At 64.7% G+C, this 24,226-nt stretch carries 24 protein-coding genes and 1 pseudogene; 2 read left to right on the forward strand and 23 right to left on the reverse strand.

Annotation, left to right across the window (positions count from 1 at the left end):
* From RFM40_RS22640 to RFM40_RS22710, 15 genes and pseudogenes are all read right to left on the reverse strand, one after another.
* Positions 1-457 (reverse strand): annotated as a pseudogene (locus RFM40_RS22640) (protein GlxC); the annotation flags it as partial.
* Between the two features lie 4 nt (positions 458-461).
* The gene (locus RFM40_RS22645; protein ID WP_320278265.1) at positions 462-1,358 is read right to left on the reverse strand and encodes a class II glutamine amidotransferase; all 897 of its coding nucleotides are present in this window, start codon (positions 1,356-1,358) and stop codon (positions 462-464) included.
* 83 nt (positions 1,359-1,441) lie between these two features.
* Complete coding sequence (locus RFM40_RS22650; protein ID WP_320224260.1) at positions 1,442-1,771, reverse strand: hypothetical protein; 330 nt, start codon at positions 1,769-1,771, stop codon at positions 1,442-1,444.
* On the reverse strand, positions 1,768-2,457 hold the full coding sequence (locus tag RFM40_RS22655) for a hypothetical protein (RefSeq protein WP_320224259.1): 690 nt from the start codon (positions 2,455-2,457) through the stop codon (positions 1,768-1,770). Before RFM40_RS22655 ends, RFM40_RS22650 begins: the two co-directional genes overlap by 4 nt.
* Before the next feature lie 45 nt (positions 2,458-2,502).
* Positions 2,503-3,906, reverse strand: coding sequence for an APC family permease (locus tag RFM40_RS22660; protein WP_320224258.1), 1,404 nt, complete (start codon positions 3,904-3,906; stop codon positions 2,503-2,505).
* 14 nt (positions 3,907-3,920) lie between these two features.
* Positions 3,921-4,082: a hypothetical protein gene (locus RFM40_RS22665; protein ID WP_320224257.1), complete on the reverse strand. Its 162-nt coding sequence runs from the start codon at positions 4,080-4,082 to the stop codon at positions 3,921-3,923.
* 15 nt (positions 4,083-4,097) lie between these two features.
* Positions 4,098-4,475 carry a hypothetical protein gene (locus RFM40_RS22670; RefSeq protein WP_320224256.1) on the reverse strand — a complete coding sequence of 126 codons (378 nt, stop codon included), beginning with the start codon at positions 4,473-4,475 and terminating at the stop codon, positions 4,098-4,100.
* An 11-nt stretch (positions 4,476-4,486) separates the two neighbouring features.
* Positions 4,487-4,774, reverse strand: coding sequence for a hypothetical protein (locus RFM40_RS22675; RefSeq protein WP_320224255.1), 288 nt, complete (start codon positions 4,772-4,774; stop codon positions 4,487-4,489).
* Positions 4,775-5,079: 305 nt separating this feature from the next.
* The gene (locus tag RFM40_RS22680; protein WP_320224254.1) at positions 5,080-5,805 is read right to left on the reverse strand and encodes a helix-turn-helix domain-containing protein; all 726 of its coding nucleotides are present in this window, start codon (positions 5,803-5,805) and stop codon (positions 5,080-5,082) included.
* Between the two features lie 116 nt (positions 5,806-5,921).
* Entirely contained in the window at positions 5,922-6,299 is a 378-nt protein-coding gene (locus tag RFM40_RS22685) for a GFA family protein (RefSeq protein ID WP_320224253.1), read from the reverse strand.
* 112 nt (positions 6,300-6,411) lie between these two features.
* Positions 6,412-7,197: an SDR family oxidoreductase gene (locus tag RFM40_RS22690; protein ID WP_320224252.1), complete on the reverse strand. Its 786-nt coding sequence runs from the start codon at positions 7,195-7,197 to the stop codon at positions 6,412-6,414.
* Between the two features lie 9 nt (positions 7,198-7,206).
* A complete protein-coding gene (locus RFM40_RS22695; RefSeq protein ID WP_320278266.1) occupies positions 7,207-7,971 on the reverse strand; it encodes an SDR family oxidoreductase in 765 nt (254 codons plus the stop codon).
* Between the two features lie 107 nt (positions 7,972-8,078).
* Positions 8,079-9,587 (reverse strand): sugar ABC transporter ATP-binding protein, encoded by a 1,509-nt coding sequence (locus tag RFM40_RS22700; protein ID WP_320224250.1) that lies wholly within the window; start codon positions 9,585-9,587, stop codon positions 8,079-8,081.
* 29 nt (positions 9,588-9,616) lie between these two features.
* Positions 9,617-10,555: a sugar ABC transporter substrate-binding protein gene (locus RFM40_RS22705; protein ID WP_320224249.1), complete on the reverse strand. Its 939-nt coding sequence runs from the start codon at positions 10,553-10,555 to the stop codon at positions 9,617-9,619.
* A gap of 114 nt (positions 10,556-10,669) precedes the next feature.
* Entirely contained in the window at positions 10,670-11,656 is a 987-nt protein-coding gene (locus RFM40_RS22710; RefSeq protein ID WP_430691723.1) for an ABC transporter permease, read from the reverse strand.
* A 241-nt stretch (positions 11,657-11,897) separates the two neighbouring features.
* Between RFM40_RS22710 and RFM40_RS22715 the strand changes: the two genes are divergently transcribed.
* Entirely contained in the window at positions 11,898-12,860 is a 963-nt protein-coding gene (locus tag RFM40_RS22715) for a sugar-binding transcriptional regulator (protein WP_320224247.1), read from the forward strand.
* A 10-nt stretch (positions 12,861-12,870) separates the two neighbouring features.
* On the opposite strand, the gene RFM40_RS22720 is transcribed toward RFM40_RS22715, so the two are convergent.
* From RFM40_RS22720 to RFM40_RS22740, 5 genes are all read right to left on the reverse strand, one after another.
* Positions 12,871-13,452 (reverse strand): hypothetical protein, encoded by a 582-nt coding sequence (locus tag RFM40_RS22720; RefSeq protein ID WP_320224246.1) that lies wholly within the window; start codon positions 13,450-13,452, stop codon positions 12,871-12,873.
* A gap of 65 nt (positions 13,453-13,517) precedes the next feature.
* Complete coding sequence (locus tag RFM40_RS22725; protein WP_320224245.1) at positions 13,518-15,002, reverse strand: xylulokinase; 1,485 nt, start codon at positions 15,000-15,002, stop codon at positions 13,518-13,520.
* 123 nt (positions 15,003-15,125) lie between these two features.
* The gene (locus RFM40_RS22730; protein ID WP_320224244.1) at positions 15,126-16,448 is read right to left on the reverse strand and encodes an NAD(P)H-dependent oxidoreductase; all 1,323 of its coding nucleotides are present in this window, start codon (positions 16,446-16,448) and stop codon (positions 15,126-15,128) included.
* Positions 16,449-16,716: 268 nt separating this feature from the next.
* Positions 16,717-17,607 (reverse strand): DUF427 domain-containing protein, encoded by an 891-nt coding sequence (locus RFM40_RS22735; RefSeq protein WP_320224243.1) that lies wholly within the window; start codon positions 17,605-17,607, stop codon positions 16,717-16,719.
* A gap of 2 nt (positions 17,608-17,609) precedes the next feature.
* Entirely contained in the window at positions 17,610-19,265 is a 1,656-nt protein-coding gene (locus RFM40_RS22740) for an ABC transporter substrate-binding protein (RefSeq protein ID WP_320224242.1), read from the reverse strand.
* Between the two features lie 127 nt (positions 19,266-19,392).
* Between RFM40_RS22740 and RFM40_RS22745 the strand changes: the two genes are divergently transcribed.
* Positions 19,393-20,334 (forward strand): LysR family transcriptional regulator, encoded by a 942-nt coding sequence (locus RFM40_RS22745; RefSeq protein ID WP_320224241.1) that lies wholly within the window; start codon positions 19,393-19,395, stop codon positions 20,332-20,334.
* 23 nt (positions 20,335-20,357) lie between these two features.
* Here RFM40_RS22745 and RFM40_RS22750 read toward each other — a convergent pair whose 3' ends face one another.
* From RFM40_RS22750 to RFM40_RS22760, 3 genes are read right to left on the reverse strand one after another with little or no spacing between them, the layout of a single operon-like run.
* Complete coding sequence (locus RFM40_RS22750) at positions 20,358-22,379, reverse strand: ABC transporter ATP-binding protein (RefSeq protein ID WP_320224240.1); 2,022 nt, start codon at positions 22,377-22,379, stop codon at positions 20,358-20,360.
* Positions 22,372-23,256, reverse strand: coding sequence for an ABC transporter permease (locus tag RFM40_RS22755; protein WP_320224239.1), 885 nt, complete (start codon positions 23,254-23,256; stop codon positions 22,372-22,374). The genes RFM40_RS22750 and RFM40_RS22755 overlap by 8 nt, the downstream gene beginning before the upstream one ends.
* Positions 23,253-24,206 carry an ABC transporter permease gene (locus RFM40_RS22760; protein ID WP_320224444.1) on the reverse strand — a complete coding sequence of 318 codons (954 nt, stop codon included), beginning with the start codon at positions 24,204-24,206 and terminating at the stop codon, positions 23,253-23,255. The genes RFM40_RS22755 and RFM40_RS22760 overlap by 4 nt, the downstream gene beginning before the upstream one ends.
* Between the last annotated feature and the right edge of the window lie 20 nt (positions 24,207-24,226).

The raw sequence follows: 24,226 nt of genomic DNA on the forward strand, positions 1-24,226 counted from the left end.
CCGACATATGGCCGATATTGCCGCGCACGACGATGTCGATGCCCTTCATCGAGATGCCGCAGCGCGACGAGGCATTGCCCTCGATGACCAAAAGGCCACCGCGGCCGGTGGCGCCGGCATATTGGCTGGCGTCGCCTTTGACCACGATCGAGCCGGACATCATGTTCTCGCCGACGCCTGGTCCGGCAGAGCCATGCACGGTGATCGCGGCGCCGTCATTCATGCCGGCGCAGTAATAGCCGACGCTGCCGCGCACATCGATGCTGACCGGCTGGTCGACGCCGACGGCGACCGAATGGCTGCCTTTCGGGTTGAGCACTTCCCAGGCGGTCTCGTTCGAGCCGGGGGCGAGACTGTGCAGCGCCTGGTTCAGCTCACGCAGCGACTGCTGGCCGAGGTCGAAGACCCTCGCATGGCCTTGCTCGCGCTGCGCCTTCGGCATGGGTGTTGCAGGCATGAACTCAATGCTCCCAGAAATAGACGGTTGCGGGCTCCGGTTCCCAGACCCTCGCATTGTCGATGCCGGGCAACTTGGTGAGTGCGCGATATTCCGAGCCGAAGGCGACATACTGGTCGGTCTCGGCCATCACGGCGGGCTTGCAGGCGATCGGGTCGCGCACCACGCCGAAGCCGTTCTTGGTGCCGACGACGAAGGTGAAGAAGCCGTCGAGGTCGGAGAGCGTGCCTTCCAGCGCCTCGCCGAGGTTCTTGCCATGCGCCATCCTGTTGGAGAGATAGGCGGCCGCTACCTCGGTGTCGTTTTCGGTCTCGAAGGCCATACCTTCGCGGATCAGCTCGCGGCGGACATTGTTGTGGTTTGACAGCGAGCCATTGTGCACCAGACACTGGTCCGGGCCGGTCGAGAAGGGATGCGCGCCCAGCGTGGTGACCGCCGACTCCGTCGCCATGCGGGTGTGGCCGATGCCATGCGTGCCGGTCATCGAGCGCACGTCGAAGCGATCGACGACGGCTTCCGGCAGGCCGACTTCCTTGTAGATCTCGACCGCTTCGCCGGCGCCCATGATGCGCACATCGGGCCGCAGTGACTGCAACGCCTCACGCGCGGCGTCGACCTTCTCGGGCGTCGTCCTGATCACCGCATGCGTCGACTTGACCGCGACGCTCACCGGCGCGCCGATCGCCTTGGCGAGCTCGGCGTCGAGGCCGCGGAAATCGCGCTCGGGCCTTGCCGACTGGATGGTGATCTTGGCTTCATTGCCGGCCGTCGCGCCATAGATGGCGATGCCGGCGCTGTCCGGGCCGCGGTCGCTGAGCGAGACCAGCATCTCCGACAGCATCGCGCCGAGCTTCGGCTCCAGCGCCTTGTCCTTGAGGAAAAGTCCGACGATTCCGCACATGTCAGCCTCCGACGTTTATGGCTCCAGATGATGTACCGAATGAAATCGGCGAATTCAATGGTATGAAAAAAATTTTCCTATGATTATATGTCGGCCTTTGCGCCGCCAGCGGCGCCGTCGCTATCGGGACGGGTGCTGTGAGCCCATACCGAATGGCGGATGCGCGCTATTCTATAGGCGTCGAGAATCGACAGCGCATAGATTAGGAAACCGCCGGCGTGACGGCCGATGAAGCTGGCGTCCGGAGGCGTCACCTTGGTCGTCACCCAGCCGAGGATCACCATGAAGAACAGGAACTGCAGCCCGCGCGCCGGCAGGCCGAGCATGACATGCCCGCTGCCCGGCAGGGCGATCGCGGAGGCCAGCACCAGATAAGGATTCGAGGGCGGGGCGGGGCTGGTTGAATCGGTCATGCGGCCTGTCTTTCGCGCTGGTTGATCGCGTGGCGAAGCGAGGAAGCGGCGGTAAGCAGATCTTCGATCAACGCCGGATCGAGCCTTGCCTCGCCGAACGCGGCCTGCCGGAACACGCCGTAGCGCGCCCGGTCGGCTTGGGCCAGCAGCCAGACGATGCGTACACCCTTCGGCGTGATCAGCAATTCCTTGGCGCGGCCTTCGGCAAAGATCCCGGCATGCGCGGCGATCACGTCCTGCGGGAAGGTCGCGCCCTTGCGGTTTGTCCGCAGCACCGCCTGGTCGGGGAATGCCGACGCTTTCGGCAACAGGTGCTCGAGATGGTCGAAATTCGAGAAGGTCGTGGGCGAGCCCGGCCGCATCATCATGTCGAAGGTGCCCGGCACCGCAACCGGCTCGGTTATCGTCACGCTCAGCCAGCGCGTCGGCAGCTTCCTGGTCACGAGCGTGTCGACGATGGTGCGCACCTGAACGCGCTCGCCGTTCCACGACCCGGCCCAGGTGGCGACGCCAGCCGTGCCGTCGGAGACATCGGTGGCGTCTGGGATGACCGCGCGGATGCTGGCCGCGTCGGCGGCGAGCGAGGCTCTTGCCCTGTCGCGGCTGGAGCGCGCAAGCCAGGCGAGATGGAGGACGACGGCAAGTGCAATCGCCCCGGCAAATAAAGCTGACATCAACTCAGACATCTCGACACGCCAAAACCCGCCGCCGGGGCGGCGGGTTTTTTCTGTTCAATAGCCCTGCGGCTTCGGCCACGGCATGGTGAACTGGTCGCCGCGGCGCACGAACTTGTAACGGTAGAAGTGGAACCACAGCGAGATCAGGAAGTAGAAGGCGACCATCGCGATCAGCTGCGAGCCGAAGCCGAGGAAGATGGCGAAGAAGGTCACCACGCACAGGCAGAACAGAACGATCGCCGGCAGCGGATGGAAGGGATGCGTGTAGCCGCGGCGGATCGAGCCCAGCGGCCACTTCTTGCGGAACATCATGATGTTGATGCTCATGAAGGTGTATTGCAGCACACCCGACAGGATCGAGAAGGTGATCGCCTGGTTGAGGTCGGCGATGAAGGCGAAGGCCAGCGCGATCGGCAGCAGGAACAGGATCGAGCGATAAGGCGTGCGGTATTTCGGATGCACGGCCGAGAACCAGCTCGGCAGATAGCGGTCGCGGCCGAGCGAGAACCAGGCGCGCGCCGCGTCGTTGATGCAGCCGTTGGCCGAGGCCAGCGCCGCAAGCAGCGTCGCGATGAAGAGCAGGTTCTCGAGCAGCGGGCTGCCGGTCAGCTTGCCGGCGTCCCACAGCGGATAATAGGTGATGCCGAGATACTCCCAAGGCATCAGCGAGGCGCAGACATACCAGGTCATGGCCGCGGCGATCAGAAGAGTGATCATGCCGGCCATGGTGCCGTAGGGCAGGGAGCGTGCCGGCGAGCGCACTTCCTCGGCCGCCTGCGTGGTGCCTTCGATGCCGAGATAATACCAGATGCCGAACTGGAAAGCGGCGATGACGCCGATCCAGCCATAGGGCAGCGCGTTGCCCGGCGTGACCAATTCATTGAGCTTCAGCACCGCGCCCTGCGTCCACGGGCTCACCGAGAAGAACAGGATGACGATCGAGACATAGGCGACCGCGGTGATGATGAAGTTGACGTTGAGCGTCATCAGCACGCCGCGATAGTTGAGCCAGGCCAGCACCACGATGGTCGCGGCGATGAAGGAATTGTGGGTGAGCCCTTCGACACCCGCCTTGGCGACGATCGTGTCGCCGAGCAGGATCGCGTCGGAGACTTCGAGCATCGTGTAGGCGAAGACCAGGAACAGCGCGACGTTGAAGGCCATCAACGGCCCGACGATGTGCTTGGCCTGCGCATATTGCCCGCCGGCGGCGGCGACGGTCGATGTCACTTCGGAATCGATCATGGCGACCGATGTGTAGAGCAGGCCGACGATCCAGCAGACGATCAGCGCCGCCAGCGCGCCGCCCTTGTCGGCGGCGAAGTTCCAGCCGGTGAACTCGCCGACGAGCACGATACCGACGCCGAGCGCCCAGACATGGGCGGGGCCGAGCACCCTGAGCAGCGAGACCCTGTCGCCGTGGATTGCCGTTTCTCTCGTTTCAACCGCGACTGTCATTGTTGAGGCTCCACTCAAATCCGGTGCTTTTCGGAGACGGCTTCAAGCTCGCCTTCGCGCGAGGAGGTCAGCACCCCCTCGGAATAGGTCGTATCGACCTTGAACCAGTCGTAGAGCATCCACAGCGCGAGCAGGATCGAGATGCCCCAGCAAACATATGAGAGTCCCATCCACATGATCTTGTTCCCGGATTATTTGTCTTCGAACTTCTCATTGATCACCTCGCGATATTCGCGATCGGAGGCGCGGAACAGGAAGACGAAATAGGCGATCAGCACGACCGCCATGATGATCAGCGTCGGCCAGTCGATGATGTAGTGGAAACGGTTCTGGATGATGTCGTGGGCGGTCTCCGGCGTGTAGCCGAGCTTTTCCCAGATCGAGGCCATGGTGGCGTTCTGGCCGAGCGCTTCCCAGGTATTGGCGTCGAGCGCGTCGATCGACTTTGCCGCGCCGGCGAGGCCGAGTTTCAGCGGCAGCCACAGCGCCACGAAGATGGCGACCACGACGACGGCGATGTCGAAGACCTGACCGGCCTTGTTCTGCTCCGGCGGGATGTAGCGGGACATGGTTTCTCCCTTCAGGACTGGCGGTTGCGGAACGCGTCGGCGTTCTTGATGTCGAGGCCGTAGATGAAGTCCTTGTCTTCCTTGTAGTGGTTGAGCATCGCCAGGATGGCGGCGGTGTTGAAGACCAGCACCGCGGCAGCTGCGATAACCACCACGACCTTGATCCCGCCATGGGGGATGTAAGCCCAGGTCATCAGCAGGACGAAGAGGATCGTCGCCCACAGGCAGGCGATCAGGAGCACGGATCCGCGCACGTCGGAACGGTACAGCGCTTCGATGCGCTGCTTGAGGTCGGACATCGGTTTTTCCCCTTTTCTCGACGTCCGGCCCCGAAGCGGCCGGGCGTCCACTCTTTCAACAGAGTGAAATTTTTTTCATAAGTTCTGCCCGAACCGCGAAATTGTCAAGCCGGTTTTACGACCGGCAAACCGTTTGGTTCGCGGCACGACGTTTGCCTGTGGATAAAACTATTTGCCTGCGGGAAAATTACCGCGGGGCAGCACCGGCGCGAGCTGGCGAAAAAAATGCCAATGGAAAGGCATCGCGAGGCCGGACTCTCGGCGAATGCAGGATTGAACGACCAGTTGCCTGGCTTGCGAGCTGATCAGCTTGTGCTGCTGTTTTGCGGATAGCAGATGATCGAGAGATAGCGCATTGGCAGCTGCGTCAGCTCTTCCGGTCCATGCGGCGCATCGGCGTCGAAGAACAGGCTGTCGCCCGGCTTCATCGGATAGAGATTGCTGCCATGCCGGTAAACGACCTCGCCCTCGAGCATGTAGAGGAACTCCATCCCGGCGTGCTGGAAGGTCGGGAACACGTCCGAGTCCTCGGTCAGAGTGATCAGATAAGGCTCGACGACAACGCCGCTGGTGTTCGCGCCGATATGGCCGAGCAGATTGTACTGGTGGCCGGCGCGCGTGCCGCGGCGCTCGACATCGACGCCTTCGCCGGCCTTGACGAAGACGGCGCTGCGCTCCTCCTCAAAGCGGCGGAAGAAGGCGGTGACAGGCACGCCGAGCGCCCGCGACAGCGCCTGCAGCGTGGTCAGCGAAGGCGAGGTGATGCCGTTTTCGATCTTGGACAGCATGCCCAGCGAAATGTCCGTGGCGGCCGCGAGGTCGGCGACCGTGATGCCGAGCTTCTTGCGGAAGGCGCGCACCTCATGGCCGATCGCCACCTCCAGCACCTTCTCGCGCGTGTCGCGGATGGCATGCGGGTCCTGCGTCAGCGGCGTTCGGATCGTGCGCCCATTGGCCGAGATCCCCTTCGGCTGCGCCTTGCCCGCGGTGGTCGCGCCCGCGGGCTTGATGCCAGAAGTCTTCTTCGCCATGTCGTCGCCCCTCACGTCGCCGCCGATTTATTTCACTCAAGGTGAACATATTCGGTGGTGATACAGGAGCGCAACCATCGCAGCAAGGCCAAGCGATGCTGCAAGCAGTCGCGCCGTCAGACTGGCACAACCACCCAGCCGTGTCGGCTCTTTTCGTAGACGGATTGTGTGGGTGCCGGAAATGCCGGGTCGGCGAAGCAGCCGGTCGCGACGGCAACGGCCGAGGGTCGTCGCGATGGATACCAGAAGACCGTCGAGCCGCATGTCCCGCAGAAATGGAACGTGACCGGAAAGCCGCTGTCGGAGGCGCGTTGGAAGGTGTGGGAAGATCCGGTGATCTCCGTCGCCGCGGCCTCGAAGAATGCGGCGATCCCGAACGGGCCGCCCGTCCGCCGCTGACAGTCCAGGCAATGGCAAAGCGATATCTTTGCCGGCTCTTGCGGGCACAGGATTTGCAGTTGGCCGCACGTGCATCTGGCGAGCCGGCTGGTCATTTGACGTCTCCCTTGATGCATAACCGAACCGAAGGCCCGGATAGGATCTGGCGTCAAATCAAAGTGCTACAGTGTTCGTTGCGGATAAGAAAGCATGCACGGCATCAGTCGGTTACGACATGATCAGGCCGCCATCGACATTGATCGTCTGTCCGGTGATGTAGGCAGCGTCGTCGCTGGCGAGGAAGCTGACCAGACCCGAAACGTCCTCGCCGCTGCCTGCGCGGCCCATGGGGATGTTCTTCACCCATTCCGCCATCAACTCGCCCGGCTTGTAGTCGCCGAGCAGCTTGCCCCAGGCAGAGTCGTTATAGGCCCACATGTCGGTGTCGATGATGCCGGGGCAGATGGCGTTGACGGTGATCTTTTCCTTGGCCACTTCCTTGGCGAGGCTCTGGGTGATGCCGACGACGCCAAATTTCGAGGCGGCGTAGTGCGGCGTGTAGATGAAGCCCTGCCGCGCCTGGCCGGACGCGGTGTTGATCAGCCGGCCGCCTTGGCCATGCTTGCGCATGCGCCCGATCGCTTCCTGGCAGCACAGGAACACGCCCTTGGTGTTCACCGCCATCACCTTGTCCCACTCGGCTTCCAACATCGCCTCGATCTTGGCGATGGTGATGACGCCGGCGTTCTGCACCGAGATGTCGACGCGGCCGAATTCCTTTTCGGCGAGATCATAGAGCGCTGCGACCTCGTCCTTCTTGGTCACATCCATGCGCATCGAGGCGACCTTCGCGCCGGCGGCCTTCAGGCTCGTCGCGACGTCGTCGACGCGCGGGTCGATGGCGCTGACCACGACCGCAGCGCCTTCCGTCGCGAAGCGCTTGGCCATGGCCGCGCCGATGCCGCCGCTGGCGCCCGTGACGACCGCTGTCTTTCCTTCAAAACGCTTCTGCATTTCCTCTCCCTACCAACAGACGAAGCCACCATCGACGATGAGGTCGATGCCGGTGACGAAACTTGCGGCTGGGCTCGCCAGGAACACGGTCGGGCCGACCATCTCTTCCGGCGTCGCCATGCGGCCCATCGGAGTGTCGCGCTCGAAGATCTTTATCTGCTCGGCGACTTCCGGCCGCTTGTTCATCGGCGTCAGCGTATAGCCGGGGCTCACGACATTGACGCGCAGGCCGCGGTCGGCCCATTCCATGGCGAGGCTCTTCGACATGTGGATGACCGCTGCCTTCGACGAATTGTAGTGCGCCTGCGTCAGGCCCCGGTTGACGATCGAGCCGGACATCGAGGCGATGTTGATGATCGAGCCCTTGCGGCGGGGCAGCATGACGCGCGCCTCGGCCTGGCAGGACAGGAACACGCCGCTGACATTGACGTCGTAGATCTTCTGCCACTTCTCCATCGGCAGCGTTTCGGCGGGTTCGGCCCCGGCGACGCCGGCATTGTTGACGGCGATCGTCAGCGCGCCGAGTTTTTTTTCGGTGCGCTCGACCGCTGCCGCGAGGTCGCTTTCGGACGTCACCGTGCCGGTCAGCACCAGCGCCTTGCGGCCGAGCGCCTCGATCTTGCCGGCCGTCTCCTCCAGCCCGCCCTTCGAGCTGTGGCCGAAGCAGGCGACGTCGGCCCCGGCCTCCGCGAGGCCGACGGCGATCGCCTGGCCGATGCCGCTGCCGGCGCCCGTCACCAGCGCCACGTCGCCGTGAAGATCGAACAGTTTCATGTCACTCCCTCTCCCTGAAAGAAGGGGCGCCAGTCCTGCTGGCGCCCCGCGCGGTCCGGTGCCTGGGAGGGTATCACCTGCTGCGCTTTGTTCCCATCCGCCGTGCCTCAGCTCGTGGCGAGCTCCATCACGGCGATATTGCTTGCCTCGTCGCGATCGAGGATGCCGCGCTGGCGGCCGCGGCTCAGCACCAGCACGCGGTGCGAGAGCCCCAGCACTTCCTCGAGATCCGAGCTCACCACCACCACGGCCATGCCGGAGCGGGCGAGGTCGGCGATGACGTCGTAGATGGCCGCGCGGGCGCCGACATCGATGCCGCGCGTCGGCTCGTCGAGGATGAACACCTTGGGCGGCCGCGACACCCATTTGGCGATGATCACCTTCTGCTGGTTGCCACCGGAAAGCTTTGAGACGGCCTGGTTCGGCTTGCCCTTGACGCCAAGCCTCGAAATGCCGGCCTCGGCGAATCTCTGCACGGCCTTGGGAAAAACCCAGCCCTTCGGCGCAACATGGTCGAAATTGCCGATGGCAAGGTTCTCGCCGATCGTCTGTTCCAGCACCACGCCCTGCGCCTTGCGGTCTTCCGGCACCAGAACGACGCCGGCCTTGATCGCCGCCGCCGGTCCGCTGAGATGCACCGGCTGGCCCGCGACGCGCACCGCGCCGGAAGAGATCGCGTCGGCGCCGACGATTGCCCGCACCAGCTCAGTGCGCCCGGCGCCGATCAGCCCGGCGATGCCGAGGATCTCGCCCGATTTCACCGAGAAGGAAACATTGTTGAAGCTGCGCTCCGGCGAGGACAGGTTCTCGACCTCGAGCACCGTGTTGTCGCCGGGCGGCGACAGCTTGGGGAACATGCGCTCGACGCTGCGCCCGACCATCTGCTCGACCACTGTGCGCACCGGGATGTCGGCACGCTCGTGCCGGGCGACGATGCGGCCGTCGCGCATCACCACCACGCGGTCAGCGATCTGCGCGATCTCGTCCAGGCGGTGGCTGATATAGATGAAGGACATGCCTTCGGCCTTCAGCTTGCGTATCTGCTTGAAGAGCAGTTCCGTCTCCTCGCCGCCAAGGGCCGCAGTCGGCTCGTCGAGGATCAGCAACTCGGCGTTCAGCGTCAGCGCCTTGGCGATCTCGACCTGTTGCTGGGCGGCGACGCGCAGCGTGCGTACCTTGCGCTCGGGCGAAACGTCGAGACCGAGGCGCTTCAGCTGCGCCGAGGCTTTCGCATTCATGGTCGCGCGGTCGATGCGGCCGCCGCGCATCGGCAAGCGCCCGACATAGACATTCTCCGCCACCGACAGGTCCGGCAGCAGCTTCAATTCCTGATGGATCATGCCGACGCCGGCCTCGATGGCCGCCGCTGGATAGGCGGGGAAATAGGGCTTCCCCCGCCAGATGATGGTGCCGGCATCGGGCTTGGTCGAGCCGGCGATGATGTTGGACACCGTCGACTTGCCGGCGCCGTTCTCGCCGAGCAGCGCCACGACCTCGCCCGGCCGCACTTCGAAGCTCGCATCGGCCAGGACCTGGACCGGTCCGTAGCTTTTGCAGAGGCCGTTGACGAAGAGCCCGTTGTGCGGGCTCTCGCCAGTGTGAGGATCAAGGGACATCGTGGCGCTCTTCAGCTCTCAGCCAGCCCTCAAGGATGCTTCTCGATGAACTGCGCGACATTGTCCTTGGTGGTCAGCGTCGCGTCCTGCAACTGGTCGGCAGGCAGCTTGTCGCCGGCCACAATCTTGATCGCCGAGTCGACGGCGAGCCGGCCCATGCCTTGCGTCTGCTGCGTCGCGGTCACGTCGAACACGCCGTCCTTCAGCGCCTTCAGCGCCGCCACGTCGCCGTCGAAGCCGGCGATCCAGATCTTGTGGTCGGGGTTGGCGACCTTGACCGCCTGTGCTGCGCCCAGCGCCAGCGCGTCCGCCTGGCCGAAGATGATCGAGACATTGGGATGGGCCTGCAGCAGGTCCTGCGCCAGCTTGAAGCCTTCGTCCTGGTGCCACTGGTCGCTCCAGAGCTCACCGACCACCTTGATGTCCGGATAGGCCTTCAGCGCTTCGCCGCAGCCCTTGGAGCGGTCGACCTCGGGGGTCGTGCCCTTCTGGCCATGGATGATGACCATCTCGCCCTTGCCGCCGGCCTGCTTGGCGATGTAGTCGCACACGCCCTTGGCGGAGTTGACGCTGTCGGTGGCGATGAAGGTGTCGCCGGGCGCACCGTCGGCGTTGCGGTCGACATTGACCACCGGGATGCCGGCGGCCTTCGCGGTCTTGGTCGGCACGGTCGCGGCGGTGGCGCCGGCGGGAATGTAGATCAGCGCGTCGATGTTCTGCGTGACGAGGTCCTGCACCTGGCTGACCTGCGTTGCCGAGTCGCCCTTGGCGTCGACGGTGATGACCTCGATGCCCTTCTCCTTGGCGTAAGCTTCGACCGACTGCTTGATCTGGTTGAAGAAATCCGCCTGCAGATTGGCGACGGCCAGCCCGAGCTTCTTGGCGTCCTTGGCCGAAGCGGCGTCGGACAGGCCGAACAGCGGGACGATGGCCGCGGCCGCAAGCAGCAGTGAACGTTTGGTCAGCATGTTTTTCCTCCGTTGGTGTTCGATCTGTCCCGCCTGCGCATCGCGGCGCCCCCGGCCGGACAGTCCCAGTCTCGGATCGACCGATCCGTTTCGCCCGGACATCCGGGCGAATCCCTATTGCCTGCGGCGACGCCAGGTGTCGGTGGCGACCGCCAGCGCGATCACCACGCCGATCACCACCTGCTGGATGAAGGGCGAGACGCCGAGCAGGTTGAGCCCGTTGCGCAGCACGCCGATGATGAGGACGCCGATCGCCGTGCCGCCGATCGAGCCGATACCGCCCGAAAGGCTGGCGCCGCCGATCACCACCGCCGCGATCGTGTCGAGCTCGTAGCCAACGCCCGAACTCGGCTGCACGGAATCGAGCCGAGCGGCGAGCACGATGCCGGCGAGCCCGGCAAGCAGGCCGCAGATCGCATAGACCCAGTTGGTCAGCGACTTCACCGGAATGCCGGAAAGGCGGGCGACCTCGGCGCTGCCGCCGATCGCGTAGAGGCTGCGGCCGGTGGCGCGGTAGTTGAGGAAGATGGCGAAGACGATCGCCAGCACGATCATCAGCCCGACGGTGACCGACAGGAAGCCGAAATGGCGGGCGATCGAGAGATTCGTGAACCAGTCGGGAAAGCCGACGATCTGCGAGCCGTCGGTGATCATGTTGGCGAGGCCCCGCGCCACCGACATCATGGCCAGTGTCGCGATAAAAGGCGGCAACTTCGTCACCGTCACCAGCAGGCCCGAGACCAGGCCGCAGAGGGCGGCGACGACGAGCGCCGCAGCGATGCCCACCGGGACGCCGAGATTGAGATAGTCGGGATAGGCGACGTATCCCATCACCATCGAGGCCAGCGCCAGCACCGAGCCGACCGAAAGGTCGATGCCGCCGATCAGGATGACCAGCGTCATGCCGATCGCCATGATGCCGAGCACGGTCACCTGGTCGAGCACGTTCAGGATATTGCGAAAGGTCAGGAAGGTATCGGTGGTCAGCGCCAGCGCCAGGCAAAGAAGCGCCAGGCCGATCAGCGGTCCCATCGTTCCGGCAAACAGAGCCGAAAGCTTCGCACCGGGAGCCGCCTGCGCGGCGCCGGTGCCAGCCTTCAACTCGCTCGTCTCGTTGCTCACGGCCACTTCGTCTCCTCCGTCAGCGAGCCGGCGATGGCCCGCCAGCTGCTCTTGTTCACCAGGCACCTCCCTCGTGAACAATTTATCTTTGATATGCAATTTTGTTCAGCTAAGACGTTCATCAGAAAATTGTCAAGTGCCGCTGACGCTTTCGGCGGCCGGTTTGCACGAACCGACGGTTTGCCATAGGGAAAGCCCAGCACATGCGGGAGGCATAAGGATGGCGGTGATCGAGAACGAGAAGGCCTCGCGCTTCCCGGATGCCGAGCTCAAGGCCCGCGCTGCCTGGCACTATTATGTCGAAGGCCTGACGCAGGAGCGGATCTCGGAGATCCTCGGCATCGGCCGCATCAAGGTGCATCGCATCCTGTCGGCCGCGCGCGAGGAGGGCGTGGTCCAGTTCCGTATCCGCGACAGCGTCGTCGAATGCGTGCAATTGGAGGAAAGCCTGAAGCAGCGCTTCGGCCTCAGCCAGGCCGTGGTCGTGCCGTCTGCCGCCGATCGCAGCAACACGCCGCTGCTGATCGGCCACGCCGCCGCCGCCTATCTCGCCGACAACGTCAATCCCGGCGACGTCATTGCGCTCGGCTGGGGCAGGACGCTGAAATTTGCCATCAACGAATTGCCCAGACGGCCGATCGCCAGGACCACGGTGGTCTCGATGCTCGGCGGCCTCACCCATGCGCAGCCGCTCAACCCGACCGAGAGCGCCTGGGAGTTCGCCGAAAAGATCGGCGCCGAATGCTATCTGCTGCCTGTGCCGGTCTATGCCGACAGGCCCGAGCAGCGCGATGCCTTCATGAGCCAGCGCAGCGTCCAGGACGTCGTCTTCCGGGCGCGGCGCGCCAACATCGCCGTGCTCAGCGTCGGCTCCTTCTCCAGCGACAGCCCGATCGCCAATTACGGCTTCATCAAGCCAAGCGAGCTGGAGGAATTGCAGGCGGCGGGCGCGGTCGGCGATATCCTCTGCCACTTCATCGACGCCGAGGGCCGCACGGTGGATCACGAGGTCAATCGCCGCGTTTGCGCCTATCCGCTAGGGGATCTCTCCGACATTCCCACCACCATCCTGGTTTCGGGCGGGCAGGAGAAGATCGCGGTCATGCACGCCGCGCTCGCCAACACGAAGGTTTCAGTGCTGATCACCGATGAGGACGCCGCCAAGGGGCTGCTCAGCCGCTGAAATTCCCGGGTCAGAAGCTGCAGATTTTGGGGCGCTTCTCGTAGGACCAGTCCTTGAGCAGCACCGGCTTGAACCTGCCCTTGACCGGCTTGCCGTCCTCCAGGTCCCTGGAGGCTGTGGCCTTGCCGGTGAGGTAGTTGATGTCGCAATCGCCGACCGTCGTCTCGACGGTCCCGTCGGACTTCTGGATGTTCCAGTCCCAGTTGCGGCTATAGCCGCCAACCAGGAATTGCCCGCGGCGATGGACGATGATCAGCGTGTCTTCCGTCGATTTGGTAGCGCCGCAGCCGAAGCAGGAAGTGATCGCCAGCGATCCCTTGCCCTTGGCTTCCAGGTCGAGGATCCGGTCCTCGGTCAGCGCCTTCCCGACGAAGTCGGGTTTTTGCGAGGGATCGAGCTTTTCCTCCCTCGTTCCCAGATAGAAATAGAGGTCGGCCGGACCACCATCGTCCTGCATCACCACGGCGCGGTCCATCGTGCCGTCCTGGTCGATGTCGAGCGCAAGCTCGAACGCCGGCTTGTCGCCGGCAAGCGCCGGCGCGGGCAGCGCCGCCAGCGCGATAAGCCAGGCCGCATGAAGGGTTGTCGTCATGAGCAATCGTCCGCCGCGTCAGACAGCCTAGCATCGGCCGGGCCGGACGCAAATCGCGGTTTGGCTCAGGCCGCGCCCAGCCGCGTGTGGATGTCGCGTGTCGCGTGGTAGAGGTCGCGGTATATCGCCTTACGGGCGCGGTAGGTCGGAACCAGTGTCTCGACGGGATCGACTTGTCTCGCCGGTTGTGCCGCCATCGCCTTTGCCGCGTCTTCCGGCGACGCGAACCAACCGATTGCCGAGGCCGCCAGCATGGCCGCGCCGAGTGCTGCCGCCTCGTTGACCGGCGAGACGAAGAGCGGTCGCTCGAGCACGCTCGCCATGATCTGCATCAGGAGCGTCGAATTGGTGCCGCCGCCGGCCGCGATCATCGCGCCGGCCTTGCCGGTCTGCTCCTCCATCGCGTCGGTGGCGATCGCCTGCTCCAGCGCGATGCCTTCCAGCACGGCGCGGAAGAGATGTTTTGGCTCGTGGTCGAGCGACAGGCCGACCACGGCGCCGCGCGCCGCGCCGTCCCAGTAGGGGCTCATCACGCCCGCCCAATAGGGCATGACGAGCAGGCCGTCGCTGCCGGGAGCAACCGTCATCGCCGCCTTTTCCAGCACGGCGGCCGAAGGCGAACCGGTGGTGCGCACGATCCAGTCGACAAGCTGCATGCCGGAGCGCAGCACGGTTTCCAGCATGAAGCCGGAGCCGGTCGGCGAAACCAGCGTGCGGAACGCATCCGAAGTCGTGACCGTGCCGGAATAGTTGCCGCTGACGACGCCCGAGCCCAGCGACAGATAGCTTTTGCCGGGACCGTAGACTCCCATGCCGAGGCCCATTGCCTGGCCGTCGCCGGCGCCGGCCACGACCGGCGTGCCGGCCTTCAGGCCCGTCGCCGCCGCGATGTCTTCCGAAAGCGTCCCACAGACCGCGCCGGGGGCAGAGAGCTCCGGCAATTGCTCCGGCCGCAGGCCTGCCGCCTCGACGAGTCGCGGATGCCAGGTACAATGCGCGATGTCGAGCAGGCCGAGCGGATCGGCGCTGGCCGTGCTGGTGACAAGCCGGCCCGTGAGCCGGTGGACAAAGAAAGCGTGGACGTCGACCAGCGCTGCAGCCTGCGCGAGCGCCTGCGGCCTGTGCTCCATCAGCCAGGCCAGCGCATAAAGCGCCGGCGTCGGGTCCGGCGGCTTGCCGCTCCAATCGCGGATCGCCTCGCGGCCGAGCTCGGCCGAAAGCCGCGCCACCTGGCGGCGGGCGCGTTCGTCGAGCCACAGGATGGCGGGAATGAGCGGCTTGCCGGCGCCGTCGATCAGCGTGAAGCTCTCGCGCTGGTGGGCGATCGAAATCGCCTTCACGCGCGTCGCGCCGACTTTGCCGGCGACCTGTTTCAGCGCAGCGAGAAGCGATGTCCACCAGTGCTCGGCGTCCTGCTCAAAATGGCCGGGCGCCGGATTGGACAGCGGGTAGGTCTCGCGCGCCTGGAACAGCTCCGCGCCGTCGCGCGTGAAAGCAATCGCCTTCACGGCCGTCGTCGAGGCGTCGATCCCGATTACGACATCGTCCATCAGCCGAGGATCCGGAAGGTTAATGCATGTCGCGCAAAAGTGTGCAGCGGTTTTGCGAAAACGACATGCATAAAAACAAAGACCTGAAGCGCGTCGACTGGATCCGTTTCAGCGCGACGCGCTTTAGGCCGCGTTGGTTACGAACCGCCCGTCCGACTGGTCGAGACGACGGCGGATCTGGGTTATCACCATCGAATCGTCGGGTACACTATTTTCATAGGTCAGGAAGTCGCCGGCCTTGATCGGCTTCACCACCTTGGCGCGCTCGGCAAGCCCGAGCGGCAGCGCGCCCCTGGCGCGCGCGTCCTCCCAGGTCATGGCGAAGCCGCGATAGTCGTTCTCGCCGATCATGCCGAGCGACTGTCCGGCGCCGAGATTGGTCTTGGCGACCGCCACCGCTTCGGCCACCGGATGGTCGAGCGGCTCCATGTCGGCGCGCTTGTAGACGACGGCGCGCGCTGCCGAGAGCGGCACTTCCAGGCTGGTCAGATGGTAGGGGCGGAAGATCGTGAAATAGGGACCCTTGCCGACCTTGAGGTCGATCATGCGCTCGAGCACGCGCGGATGTTTCGTCTCGATGATGCAGAACACGCCGGGCGCGACACCCTTGCCGATCGAATAGTCGACCACGCCCTTGCGGTGCAGCACGCCGCCGTCCTCGCGCGGGCAGAGCACGCTGGCGAGCTCCTCGAGCGTCGCCGTCGGGCCGTGCATGCCCGGCACGTCGGGCACCAGGCCGGTGGCGTTGGCGATAGCCACCATCTCGATCGCCGTCTTCGAGCCGTCGACGAACTCGACCAGCATGCGTGCGTTCATGTTGCGTGCGGCCGCCTCCTTCTCGTAATCGGCGGGCACCGCGTCGAGATTCAGCGGATTGTTCTTGCCTTTGCCGGCGGCGACTATTGTGAAGCCGAGGCTTTTGGCGAAGCCGATGATCTCCAGCGTGCAGGCGGGCTCGTCGCCGGCCGCACCTGTATAGACGACGCCGGCCTTGCGCGCTTCCTCTTTCAGGAAGCGGCCGATGGTGATGTCTGCCTCGACATTGAGCATGACGATGTGTTTGCCGTTCTTCATCACTTCGAGCGCGAACAGCGTGCCGATGTTGGGATTGCCGGTGGCGTCGATGATGACGTCGATGCGGCCGGCGGCGGCGAGCGCATGCAGGTCCTCGGTGACCGCGATCTTGCCGGCCTCGATGGCGCGGTCGATTGCCCCCGCATTGGGCGCCTGCACGATGTCGGAGCGGTCATGGCCGGCAAGAAGTGCCGCGTCGATCGCCGCTTGCGGCCGGACCTCGGAAATGGCGCCGATGCGCATGCCCGGCATAAGTGCTACCTGGACGACGATATCCGTCCCCATCTGCCCGGCGCCGGCGAGCCCGATGGTGATCGGTCCCTGTTTTTCAGCGCGCTGCAGGAGTTCCGCTGCGAATTGCGGATGGGACATGTCGCTTCCTCCACTTGCTGACGCGCCGCCGCGCCGCGATCATCGGTTGAACATTCCTATTTCTATTTGAAAAATATTTCAACCGGCATTTCGGCAGATACGGCAAGAATTAGACCGGCGGACGAGCGCGCGGAGCATGCGGAATCGTCGACGCCGGCGGGACAGCGCCCCCCTCTGTCCTGCCGGACAGAGGGGGGCGCGAAGGAACGCTACCGCTGCTATTTCGCACCCGTGCCTTTCTTCGTTGGGCAATGTCGCGAGTTGGAGCTCAAAAATACCCATCCGAAGCCGCCGTCGCTTCCTTCGGAATCTCCACCCCGTCGACCAGGATCTTGTCGACCAGCTCGTGATGGAAACATACCAGGCCCTTGATGCGCTCGGCCTCGTGCACCGGCTCGGGATAATACCAGACGAGGTTCTCGCGCCGCTTCGTCGCCGTCGTCACATGGTAGTAGTTGGAGATGCCCTTATAGGGGCAACGCGAGATGTAGCGGCTGGGCGAAAACATATCGAGCCGCGTATCCGAGATCGGCAGATAGTGGCGCACCGGATGGCCGGTCTCGAACAGGAACACGCCGCGCCGTGAATCCGCGACCTGCTCGCCGTCGAGGATCACCTGCACCCGCCGCGACGAGGGCAGGCAGTCGACACGCCGGAACGGATCGCGGGCATGGACGAAAATCTCCTCGTCCTCTTCGTACCAGTGCGTCATCTTCGGCCAATAGAAGGAGATGTAGTCCGCGATCGGCGGGCAGCCCTTGACCGGATCGAGATAGCGCCAGGCGCCGTCCTCGACCAGCGTGATGCCGGTGTTCAGCGAGTAGTGGGTAGCAACGCCCTTGAAGGGATCTTCCGTCGTCGTCCTGCTCGGCAGCAGGAACTCCTCGCGCACGTCGCTCACCGGGAAGTAATAAACCGGCAGGTGGTCGCTCTCGTAAAACACCAGCGCCTTGGTGGTGTCGGCGACGATCATCGGCCCGACCTGCACCCGCAGCCGCTTGGGCGAAGGCATGGTGAAGGCGACATAGCCCGGCTCGAACTCGTACTGCACGATAGTGTCGAGCAGCGGGAAATGCGGCCCGCGGCCGCGCAAATGAGGCTTGCGAATGGAAGTCGTCCTTTTCTCGTCGTTTGCTGCCAGGTTCCTGCGCGCAACCATGATCAACCTACCGATACGCGATCGAGCAGCAGCCCAGCGGCGATTGGCGGCAGGCCGCTGACATTCTTGCGCACCGGCACCAAGAGATCCGGGAAGTAGCTGAAGATCACCGGCGTCTCGTCGAGCAGCAGTTTTTGGATGTCGGACGCCGCCTTGCGCTGCGCATCGAGGTCGAGCGCCTTCAGATAGCTGGTAACCAGCCCGTCATAGGCCGCATTCTTGAAATGCGCCGCGTTCCACGGGCCGTCGCTGACCAGCGGGCTTTTCAGGAACACGTTCGGCACGCTGCGATGCGCGTAGTCGGTGATGCCGAGCGGGCTGTCGAGCCAGTCCGACTGGCCGAACACCGCCTTGCCGTAATATTTGTCCTGGTCCTCGATGTTGAGCGAGATGCGCGCGCCAACCTCCTTGGCGAAGTTCTGGAAGAGCTGCGCGTAGCCGGGAATGTCGGAATAGTGCAACGTGGTCAGCGTCATGTCGAAGCCGCTTCCCAGGCCCGCCGCTTCCATCAGCTGCTTGGCCTTGGCGACGTCCTGCGTGCGTTGCGCAACCGACTTGTCGGTGGCGGGGAAGGCCGGCGCGAACGGGCTGTCGTTGCCGGCCGCCGCCATGCCGCGGCAGAGCCCGTCGACCAGCTTGGAGCGGTCGATGCTCAGTGCCAGCGCCTGGCGCACCCGCTTGTCGGTGAAGGGCGCCATGTCGCAGCGCATGTGGAGCTGGCGATGCGCGGTAGACGCGACGCGCAGCACCGTGATGTCCGGATTGCCGAGCACCACCTGGCTGACGTCGAGCGGGATGGCGTCGAGCACGTCCACCTCGCCTGCCTGCAGCGCCAGGATACGCGGCTGCACGTCGGCGTAGAACTTGAATTCGAGCCGGTCGGGCAGCGCCTTCTCGCCCCAGTAGTCGGGGTTGCGCACGAAGCTCGCGCCGACCTTCGGCGTGTAGCTCTCGAGCCGGAACGGCCCGGTGCCTTCAAAAGTCTTCTCGTAGTCGCCCTTGTAGCTCGCCGGCAGGATAACGGCGTTGTAATTGTCGATCGACACCGAATAGGGGAAGCTGCCGTTCGGCGCGTCGAGATGGAACTCGACTGTGTGATCATCGACCTTGCGCGTGCCGCCCTTCGACAAGAGGCCCTTGAACACCGACAGCGCGTTGGACGTGCCCTTCGGGTCGGCAAGACGATCGAAGGTCGCCACGACGTCGTCGGCCTTGAAGTCCTCGCCATTGTGGAATTTCACACCCTTGCGCAGCTTGAAGGTCCAGACGCTGCCGTCGGCGTTGGGCGACCAGCTTTCCGCCAGCACTGGCTTCAGCGTCAGGTCCGGCTGCGTCACGCACAGGAATTCCGCCGTCTGGAAGACGAGCTGATAGCTGCCGCTGTCATAGAAGGTCACCGGATCGATGGCGCCGCCCGGCACGGCGACGCCGGCGCGCACCGTTCCGCCCGGCTTGCCTTCGGCGCGCGCCTGCGGTGCGCCAAGGCCGACCGCCGAGGCGATGCCGCCGAGGAAGGGCAGCGACAGGCCGAGCACGCTGCCATGGCGCAGGAACTCGCGCCTGCCGATCCTGCCGGCCAGCAATTCGTCGATAGCGGAATTTTCGATTGCGCTGAGATTTCTGCGAGCGGCGTCGATCGTCCTGAAATGCTTCGGCATGGCTGCATTCCTTGGCTGGCGTGGGGGGCTTCGCCATCTAGTTCACTGTTGACCACGACCGAAAAGCGATATTTTTTGATGAGGGTCATCGGAATCTTCGATTGCCGCCGAGCCGAAAGCGAAAGCCATGGATACGGAGAATCTGCGCAGTTTCCTGGAGGTGGCGGCGCATGGCAGCTTCACGATTGCCGCCCATCGGCTGAACCTTGCCCAGTCCACCGTCAGCGCGCGCATTCGCGGCCTGGAAGAACAATTGGGCCGCAAGCTATTCGTCCGCGACAGCGATGGTGTCACGCTGACGCCGGCCGGCCGGCAATTCCTGCCGCACGCTTCGACGATCACCCGGACCTGGGAGCAGTCGCGCCAGGACATCGCCGTTCCCGATGGCTACGAGACGCTGCTGAGATTGACCGCGCCCGCCTATCTCTGGGACAGCATCACCTCGCCTTGGATCGACTGGATGCGGGCGAAGCGGCCGAACGTGGCGCTGCGGCTGGAAGGCAGCTTTCCGGATCTGGCGATCGACCAGATGGCCGAAGGCCTGCTCGACATCTGCATCCTCTATCTGCCCAAGCCGCATCCCGGCATCGTCTATGAGACCTTGGCCGTCGATCAGGTGGTCCTCGTACAGCACACGGCGCAGGTCGGGCCGTGGACGCAGAATTACATCCTCATGGACTGGGGGCTGGAGTTCCGCGTCGAGCACGACCGCGTCTTTGCCGGCATGGTGAAGCCGGCGATCTCCGCCGGACTGGTGTTCATCGGCCTGCAGCACGTGCTGTCGCAACGGGCAGCCGCCTATTTGCCGCTGAGTGCCGTGAGCACCCATATCGAGCGCGGCGAGTTGCGGCGCGTCGAGGACACGCCGGTGTTCCAGCGCCCGATCTACCTCGCCTATCCGGAGAACCCGGCCTCTTCCGATGCTCTCGACATTGCCTTGACGGGCCTCCGTACGCTGGCCAGGAACCTGTCGAACGACCAAGCCTTCGCGGAGAGCGACCGCGCCTTCAGCATGCAAGGCATGTCTCCCGAAATGGAGCGAAATCTGAAAGATCGCGACGCGCTTTAGGCGCGGCGGCGTCTTGATTTTGATCACGCCGGCTCCAGGGCCTTCGGCTTCTGCAGCCTGGCCAGTTCCTCAAAGGGAATATGGCAGCGGATCGTGTGACCGGGCTCGGCCTCGGCCAGATCCGGCTCCTGCGTCTCGCAGATCGCGCCGATCTTGCGCGGGCAGCGCGTGTGGAAGACGCAGCCCTTCGGCGGATTGGCCGCGCTTGGGATTTCGCCGTCGAGGCGGATGCGCGAGTTTTCGGCCCGGTCGAGTTTCGGCACGGCCGACAGAAGCGCCTCGGTGTAGGGGTGATGCGGGCCGGAAAAAACCGCTTCCGACGGTCCGAATTCCATGATGCGGCCGAGATAGAGCACGGCGATCTTGTCGGACAGATAGCGCACCACGCCGAGGTCGTGCGAGATGAAGATGTAGCTGACGTCCTGCTTCGACTGCAGGTCGGCTAAAAGGTTGAGGATCGCCGCCTGCACCGAGACGTCGAGCGCCGAGGTCGGCTCGTCGCAGACGACGATGCGCGGATCGCCGGCGAAAGCGCGCGCGATCGCCACGCGCTGCTTCAGCCCACCCGAAAGCTGGCGCGGCTTGACGGCGAGATGCCGGTCGGTGAGCCGCACCGAGCGGACGAGTTCTTCCAGCCGTGTGTCCAGTGTCTTGCCGGTGAGCCCGCCTAGCCGCTTCAAGGCGCGGCTGAGGATATGCCGGATCGAATGCGAGCGGTTGAGCGCCGAGTCCGGGTTCTGGAAGACGATCTGCACCGCCTTGACCTGGTCTTCGGAGCGGCTTGCAAGCCGCGGCGCCAGCTGCTCGCCCTCGAGCTCGATGCTGCCGCCTTCGTCCGGCGGCACGAGGCCGAGCAAGAGCCTGGCGAAAGTGGTCTTGCCGCTGCCGGATTCGCCGACCAGGCCCAGTGTCTCGCCGGGCCTCAGGCTGACCGAAACATCTTTCACCGCCCTCAGCGGACGGCCGTGGCTGGCATAGGTCTTGTTCAGCCCTTCGACCTGCAGCACCGGCGGCGCCTGCTTGGGTGCAGCAGCGGGAATCTCGGCGGGTGTCGCGCGCGGCAGCGACTGCGCCTTGTCGTGGTAGTGGCAGCGCGACAGCCGGCCGTCACCCAGCTCATAGAGCGGCGGCGGCTCGCTGCGGCAGCGCTCCGTCGCCAGCGCGCAGCGGTCGGCAAACGCGCAGCCGACGATATTGGCGCCGATGCCGGGCAGGAAACCGGGGATGGTGTCGAGCCGCCCCTGGTCCTTGCGCTGGCCGCCGCGCGGCAGGCAGCGCAGCAGCGCCACCGTGTAAGGGTGGCGCGGATCGTTGAAGACGTCCTTGGTCGAGCCTTCCTCGACCAGCATGCCGGCATAGAGCACGCCGACCCGGTCGCACATGTTGGAGACGACGGCGAGATTGTGGCTGATGAACAGGATCGAGGCCGACAGCTCGCGCCGCAATTGCGCGATTAGGTCGAGCACTTCGGCCTCCACCGTCGCGTCGAGGCCGGTCGTCGGCTCGTCGAGGATCAGCATCGACGGATCGTTGGCCAAGGCCATGGCGATTGCCACGCGCTGCTGCATGCCGCCGGACAACTGGTGCGGATAGCGCTGCATGACGCTGGCCGGATCGGAAATCCGCACCCGGTTCAGCATGGCGATTGCCTTGTCGCTCGCCGCCTGTCCGGAGATACCGCCAAGCTCGAAGATTTCGGTCAGTTGCCGGCCGATGCGCAGCGAAGGATTCAGCGCCTTGCCGGGATCCTGATAGACCATCGACACGCTTTCCGCCCGCGCCCGCCGCAGCGCCTCGGCGTCGAGCTTCATGACGTCCTGGCCGTCGAGTGCGATCGAGCCGCCGGTGATCGAGCCGTTGCGCGGTAGGTAGCGCACCACCGACAGCGCCGCGGTGGATTTGCCGCAGCCGGATTCGCCGACCAGCCCGTAGGCCTCGCCGCGGCCGATACTGAGGCTGACATTGCGCAGCACCGCCCGGTTGCGGCCGCCGACGCGATAGGCGACCGAAAGGTCGTTGAGTTCGAGCGCGTTCTTCTCAGTCATTGAACGCTCCGTGGACGCCGTCCGCCACCAGGTTGACGCCGATCACCAGCGAGGCGATGGCCAAAGCGTCGAACAGCACCGTCCACCAGAAGCCGCCGCCGATCATGCCGTAATTGCTGGAGATCGAGAGGCCCCAGTCGGGGGAGGGTGGCTGGATGCCGAAGCCCATGAAGGAGAGCGTTGCGACGGCGAAAATCGCATAGCCGAGCCGCACCGTCGTCTCGACCAGGATCGGCGGGATGACGTTGGGCAGGATCTCGACGAACATCGTGTGCGGCGCGCCCTCGTGGCGCAGCTTTGCCGCCGCGACATAGTCGAGCTCGCGCTCGGCAAGCACCGCCGAGCGCACGGTGCGGGCTATGATCGGCGCGAAGCTCAGGCCGATGACGACGATGACGGTGATCTTGGAGGTGCCGAGCGCGACGATGGCGAGCAGCGCGATGATGACCACCGGGATCGCCATGAAGGCTTCCAGCACGCGGCTGACGATGTCGTCGACGATACCCCGGAAATAACCGATGAGCAGCCCCAGCGCTGTGCCGGCGACGGTCGCAAGCAATGTCGCCAGCGGTGCCACCGTCAGGATGTCGCGCGAGCCGACGATAACGCGCGAGAAGACATCGCGGCCGATCTGGTCGGTGCCGAACCAGTGTTCGGCCGACGGTGGCGCAAGCGCGTTGATGATGTCGTCGGCGAGTGGGTCGTAGGGTACGAAATGCTCGCCGAACAGCGCGCAGATGACCCAGAACAAGACGATGCTGACCCCGGTGAGGAATGTGCCCGACCGCAAGAGCGAGTGCAGCACCTCGCCCCAGGGACCGCGCCGCGATCCGGCGTCCGGCGCTGGTAGGTTCGCGGGAGTATCTGTCGCGCTCATTGCTCTGCCCCCAGCCGGATGCGCGGATTGAGCACCGAATAGAGGAAGTCTGCGACGAGCGTAGCCACCGCATAGACGATGCCGATGGTGAGGATGCCGGCCTCCAGCATCGGGAAATCCTTGCCGCGCGCGGCGGTGAAGATCAGCGAGCCGATGCCCTGGTAACGGAACAGCGTCTCGATCACGACTAGGCCGCCGATCAGATAGCCGGTCTGCGTGGCGATGACGGTGATGGTCGGCAACAGCGCGTTGCGCAGCACATGCCGCCAGATCACCGTGCGCCATGGCAGGCCTTTGAGCACAGCGGTGCGCGTATAGTCGGAATCGAGCGCCTCGATCATGCCGGACCGCGCCATGCGGGCGATGTAGCCGAACAGCACCAGAAACAGCGGCAGCGACGGCAGGATGAGATAATAGAGCTGCGTGAAGAAGCCGGCGCCTTTCGGCCAGGCGGCCGCGATCGGCAGCCAGCGCAGCCACACCCCGAAGATCAGGATCAGGATGATGCCGGTGACGAATTCCGGCAGCACCGTCACCGACAGACCGCCGAGACTGATGATGCGGTCGAGCGGCCGGTTGAGGTTGAGCGCGGCGATGACGCCGCCGAGGATGCCGATCGGCACCACCAGCACGAAGGCGACGAGCGCCAGCTTCATCGAATGGCCGAGCGCCTCGACGACGAAGGGCGCGACCGGGGCGCGGAAAATATAGGATGTGCCCATGTCGCCGTGGAGAAAATTCCAGATCCAGGTTCCGTATTGGACGAGCAGCGGTCGGTCGACGCCGAGCGAATGGTTGAGCGCGTCGACGGCGCGCTGGTCGGCGAACGGTCCCAATATGGCGCGCCCGACATTGCCGGGCAGCACCTGGCCGCCGAGGAACACCATGACGCTGAGCAGGAACAGCGTGACGAGCGACAGAGCGAGGCGCCGGACGAGGAAAGCGAGGATGGCGAATACTCCTATTGGGG

It is taken from the genome of Mesorhizobium captivum (genome assembly GCF_033977165.1).
GTDB lineage: Bacteria > Pseudomonadota > Alphaproteobacteria > Rhizobiales > Rhizobiaceae > Mesorhizobium > Mesorhizobium captivum.